1 protein-coding gene and 1 pseudogene are annotated in these 2,278 nt (G+C 64.0%); both read right to left on the bottom strand.

Annotation, left to right across the window (positions count from 1 at the left end; genetic code table 11):
* A partial coding sequence (locus AWB78_RS42160; RefSeq protein ID WP_074173734.1) for a two-partner secretion domain-containing protein occupies positions 1-1,748 on the bottom strand: 1,748 nt, incomplete at its 3' end.
* 281 nt (positions 1,749-2,029) lie between these two features.
* Positions 2,030-2,278, bottom strand: a pseudogene (locus AWB78_RS49125) (hypothetical protein); the annotation flags it as partial.

Genomic DNA, 2,278 nt, shown 5'->3' on the forward strand with positions numbered 1-2,278 from the left:
CCGTTGGTCGCGATCGACCCCACGCTGATGGCCCCACCCGAGAGCGTCGTCCCCGCCGTGATCGACACATTGCCGCCATTGGTGGTGATGGGCGAGCTCACGCTCACCATACCGTTCGAGCTTAAGCCCGCCGCCAGCGTCACATTCAACGCCCCCACGCTCGACGCAATCGGCGCATTCACGAACAAATTGTTATCCGCTCGCAGCGCAAGCGTCGCGTCACTGCCCGCCGTCTTACTAATGCTCGCATTGACCGTGATGTTGCCCAAACCGCCGCTCGCCCCGCTGGTCACCACCGTGACATTGGAGCCACTCGAGAGCGCCGAATTGATCGAGGCGACGTTGATCGTGCCCGTGGCCGCCGTGGGCGTCCAGGTGGCGCCCGAGAGCGTTTCGTTGCTCGTCGTACTGGCAATCACCACATCCGCCGGATCCAGCAGCCAATTCCCCGCCGCCCCACCCAGCTTGCCCCCATTGGTGCGAACCTGACCGTTCGCCGTCAAGTTCTCGTGGCTTGAAGTCTCGACCTCGCCCCCGCTGCCCGTGCCCGCCCCTTGCGCATTAATGCGCCCAAAAAAGCCCGTCGCCTGATCCGACCACAACACCACCCGGCCACCCGCACCCTGCGTCTGCGCCGACGCATCAATCACCGCCGTCGGATCCATGTAGGTCACCTGCGCATGCGGCAACACGCCCTTGCCCTGGTAATCGCCCCCCACCAGCACACTGCCGCCGCCCGCATCGCCCTTCGCCTGCGTCTCTGAACCCGCGCCCAGATTCACCCGCTCGCTCGCCAAGAGCCAAACCTCCCCCCCCTTGCCCCCAGCCTCAAGACGATTGGCCTGCACCAACCCCGCTTGGTTGACCACCCCGGCCTGCAAAATGGCCCGCCCCGCCCCCGCGCTGATCACCCCGCTGTTGTTCACCTGCGAGGACACCCCCTCAACCCGCGCAGCATCCACCTGCAAGTACACGTTCGGCGTGTCAATGTTCGCAATGCTCACCGTGTGCCCCGCCGCCAGCACCGCCGCCGCACCCTCGGCGCTCACCCGCCCCGTGTTGGTCACGGCCGCGCCAATCAGATACACCCCACCGCCCAGCGCGCGAATATTCCCCTCGTTGACCAAGCGCGTCTCGCCCCCAGCAAACGTCGCCTGGCCCGCCAGGAACGCCTGCGGTGTAATATCCAACGTCGAGGCCACCAGCCCCGCCACGTTCACCTGCGCATCCTTACCAAACAAAATGCCGTTCGGGTTAATCAGCCAAACCTTGCCGTTACTGCTCAGGGAGCCCAAAATATTGGACGGGTCCGTGCCCGTGACGCGATTGAACACCTGCGAACTGGCACTCTGTTGCTCGAAGTTCACACTGTTGCCCGCGCCAATCGAGAAACTCTTCCAGTTAATCGCCGTGTTCGGCGCACTCGTCACCGTCATGTGCGAGCCATTCACCTGGATGCTCGCTTGACCACTCACCACCTGCGGGGCCACCGGCAACACCGGCTGCGCCTGCACCACCTTGCCGCTGAGCATCCACACCGCCGCCATCACCGCGCGCACATAAAACCCCCGCGCCGCACGACGCGCACGCCGCGCCCCGCGCTTCTCGCCACGCGCGCCCCCCGCCATCACGCCCCCACCCGCCAGCGGCACTTGCCCATCGCCCCACAACAGCGGCATCACGCGCAGCGAAGCTCGCAGCGTCGCGCCGATCACGGTGTTTTTTCTAGTGTTCGCTTGCTTCTTCATTGTTCGTCCGAGGGGCAAAGTCAGAGGGCATACCACCCGCGCCGGCCGTACCGGGGGGGAGCATCACGCAGGTAGCCCGATCCTATCCTCGCCTCCGCCCCTCACGCGCTATCAATATATGAACTTGTATGAATCACAACTATTGACTGCAGGGCAATCGCACGGCTTTTTATACTGATTGGCTGTCGGCCCAGCCAAGACCAAGAAGCTGTGCCAGATCGCGGTCGTTTGCACATGCCTTGAGGCGCCTTGAAGAACCTTGAGGCGCCGATTTCTGAGCCCTACTTTCGAGGTAATGGCATGCACGGGCGCCTGGACATGGCGTTCGGCGAAAAGTTTTCGATCGCCCAGTGCGAACGCACCGTGTGCGCCAGGCGAGCGGCGCTCGCCGGCAGGCTGGAAAGGTAGTGGCGGGTTTCGGTTGTGGTGGCGCCACCTATTTCACGCGTAGCTTCGACAATGGCCGCCGAACGGGCATAGGGCCACGGCGATGCCTCATCGAGTGCGGCCCATTCGAACGCAATACCATG

Origin of the sequence: Caballeronia calidae (assembly GCF_900044055.2) — a bacterium.
Classification (GTDB): domain Bacteria; phylum Pseudomonadota; class Gammaproteobacteria; order Burkholderiales; family Burkholderiaceae; genus Caballeronia; species Caballeronia calidae.